Annotated in this window: 2 protein-coding genes; one reads left to right on the forward strand and one right to left on the reverse strand. The window is 75.7% G+C overall.

Annotated elements, in window-relative coordinates; all coding sequences use genetic code 11:
* On the reverse strand, nt 1-2,592 hold a 2,592-nt coding region (locus ACI6QG_RS19485), incomplete at its 3' end, for a helicase-related protein (RefSeq protein WP_407026245.1).
* A gap of 43 nt (nt 2,593-2,635) precedes the next feature.
* On the opposite strand from ACI6QG_RS19485, the gene ACI6QG_RS19490 reads away from it, so the two are divergent.
* On the forward strand, nt 2,636-3,136 hold a 501-nt coding region (locus tag ACI6QG_RS19490), incomplete at its 3' end, for an MFS transporter (protein WP_407026246.1).

Genomic DNA, 3,136 nt, shown 5'->3' on the forward strand with positions numbered 1-3,136 from the left:
CGCCTGGAACGTCATCGGTGGCTTTGCGGCCGCGCAGGACAGGCGTGCCTCGGCGGGCGGGGCGCCCTCGGCCGGCTGGCCCTCCGCCGGGCGGCGCTCGCGGCCGGGGCGGCCGGCATCCTCCCGCCGCGGGCCGCGCGGGAAGCGCTCGGGGCGGGGGGCGCGCTCGGGGCGGGCCCAGGCCACCAGGGTCGGCGCCGGCGGGCCTTCCACCCCCTCGGCCAGCGGGGCGGGCACCACCAGCCGGAAGCCCAGCCCGCCCAGCACCTCGCCCAGCTGGTCGCCGCGGATGCCGAACTTGCCCAGCGTCTCCGGCGGCAGCGGCGCCGGGGCCTTTCGGGTCAGGTAGCCCAGTTCGCCGGCCACGCGCTCCGCCACGTCCAGCCGCACGAACACCGGGCCGGCCTTCACCCAGCCGATGATCTCCGGGAAGCCCGGCGGCCAGGACAGCGCCAGCACCCCGTCCGCCGGCACGCTGACCAGCCCGGGCGCCGGCAACGCCGGGGTGGGGATGGCGTGGCTGAGCGCCCAGAGCTGCGCGCGCATCTGCATCGGCCGCGGCTTCAGCACCTCGGGCACGTAGAGCGCGAAGCGCCCGGCGCGGATGCCGATGGCCTTCAGCTTCACCTTCAGCTCGTTGGGGACCGATTGCCGGGTGTCGCCGGGCTTCAGCCCCAGCGTCTCGCGCAGCTGGTAGGCGGGGCCGCGCAGGGCGCTGTCCTCGGCGGCCTTGGCCTCCACGGCGGCGACGGGCGCCAGCTCCTTGGCCAGCGCGCCTTCCACGAAGGCGGCCAGTCGCACCCGCACGCGCTCCTTCTGCGCGCCGTCCAGGTACTCGCTCTCGCGCACCTCGATGGCGGGCTTGCCGGGCTCGCTGCCGGGCTTCAGGCGCGCGACCTTCGCGCCCTCCCACAGCACCTCGTTCTCCGGCGTCAGGGTGAAGGCCTCCGGCTTGGCGACCTCCAGCGCGGCGAGGCGGCGGGGCATCTCCATCGCCAGCGCCTTGCGGGCGGCGCGCAGCACCAGCTTGCGCTCCTCCTCGCCGCCCGTCCCCTCCAGCGGGGTGAAGTCGAAGCCCGACACGGTGCCGACGGGGTGGCCTTCCACCACCACCTCGCCGGAGCGCGTCACGGCGCTGAGCAATTCCTCCGAGGTGTCGTCCAGGCGGCGGATCAGCTGGGCGGCGCGGCGGTCCACGAAGCGCGCGGTCAGGCGCTCGTGCAGGGCGTCGCTCACCGCGTCCTCGGCGGCGCGGGCGGCCTCCTGCAGGGCCGGGGCCTCGGGCACCCAGTCGGCGCGGGCGGCGATGTAGGCCCAGGAGCGGATGTGCGCCAGACGCGCCATCAGCGTGTCCAGGTCGCCTTCCGTGTTGTGGCAGCCGGCGATCTGCCCCTCGATCCAGTCGCGCGGCAGGCGGCCCTGCGCCGACAGCTCGGTGAAGATGCGCGCGCACAGGCGGGTGTGGCTGTCATCGGCCAGCTTGCGGAAGTCGGGCACCTGGCACGCCTCCCACAGCAGGGCGACGCGGCCGCGGCCCTGGGCGGCGGCGCGGATGTCCCCCTCGCGCGCCAGGGCGGCGAGGACGATGTGGTCGGTGGCGTCGTGGCCCTTGGCCAGCCCCGGCTGCGGCGCCGGCGCGGCCAGGCTGTCCAGCAGCGCGTCCACCGAGGAGAAGTCGAGGTCGCTGTTGCGCCAGGCCAGGGCCTGGAGGGGCTCGAACTGGTGGTTCTCGATCTTGTCCACCATCTCGTCCGGCAGGGGCGGGCATTCGGCGGTGGAGCCGAAGGTGCCGTCGCGCATGCCGCGCCCGGCGCGGCCGGCGATCTGCGCCGCCTCCTGCGGCGACAGCGCGCGCGCCTGCTGGCCGTCGAACTTGTTGAGGCTGGCGAAGGCGACATGGTCCACGTCCATGTTCAGGCCCATGCCGATGGCGTCGGTGGCCACCAGGAAGTCCACCTCGCGGTCCTGGTACATCTTGACCTGGGCGTTGCGGGTGCGCGGGCTCAGCCGGCCCATCACCACCGCGCAGCCGCCGCGGCGGCGGCGGATGGCCTCGGCGATGGCGTAGACCTCCCCCGCCGAGAAGGCGACGACGGCCGAGCGCGGCGGCAGCTTGGTCAGCTTGGCCGGGCCGGTGTGGGTGAGCTGCGACAGGCGCGGCCGCGTCTCCACCTCCACCTGCGGCACCAGGCGCTGCAGCAGGGGGCGGATGGTCTCGGCGCCCATGAACATGGTTTCCACCAGGCCGCGCGCGTGCAGCAGGCGGTCGGTGAAGATGTGCCCGCGGTCGGGGTCGGCGCAGAGCTGGATCTCGTCCACGCCCAGCCATTCCACCCGGCGGTCCAGCGGCATCGCCTCCACCGTGCAGGAGAACCAGCGCGCCCCGGGGGGAACAATCTTCTCCTCCCCGGTGATCAGCGCCACGTTGGCCTCGCCCTTCTGGGCCACCATGCGGTCGTAGTTCTCCCGCGCCAGCAGCCGCAGCGGGAAGCCGATGATGCCCGAGGCGTGGGCCAGCATCCGTTCCAGCGCCAAGTGGGTCTTGCCCGTGTTGGTGGGGCCCAGGATGGCTTTCACGCGCGCGTCGAACATGGGGGGGTTATGCACCCATGCGCGCCCGGCGCAAGCTTGCCCCGTGCCGCCCGCCCGCGCCTTCGCCCTGCTGTATGCCGCGCAGTTCGCGGGGTTCGGCGCCATGATGCCCTTCCTGCCCGCCATCCTGGCCGCTGGCGGGCTGTCGGCCACGCAGGTGGGCTGGGTGCTGGCGCTGGGCACGCTGACCCAGGTGGCGGCCGCGCCCCTGCTGGGCCGGCTGGCCGACCGCGGCGGCGCGGCGCGGCGGGTGCTGGCGCTGGCGGCGCTGGCGGCGGCGGCGGCGGCGCTGGGCTACGTCGCCGCCGCGGGCTTCGCGCTGCTGCTGCTGGCGCGGGTGCTGCACGGGCTGGGGGTGGCGCCCATCATCCCGCTGACCGACGCGCTGGCGCTGCGCGCCCCGGGGCTGGACTACGCCCGGGTGCGCGCCGCCGGCTCGCTGGCCTTCATCGGCGGGGCGGTGGCGGCGGGGTGGCTGGTGGGGGCGGCGGGGCCGCAGGCGGCGGCCTGGCTGCTGGCCGGCGGCATGCTGGCCGCCGCCGCC

Origin of the sequence: Sabulicella flocculans (assembly GCF_045449635.1) — a bacterium.
In the GTDB taxonomy this organism is placed as follows: domain Bacteria; phylum Pseudomonadota; class Alphaproteobacteria; order Acetobacterales; family Acetobacteraceae; genus Roseococcus.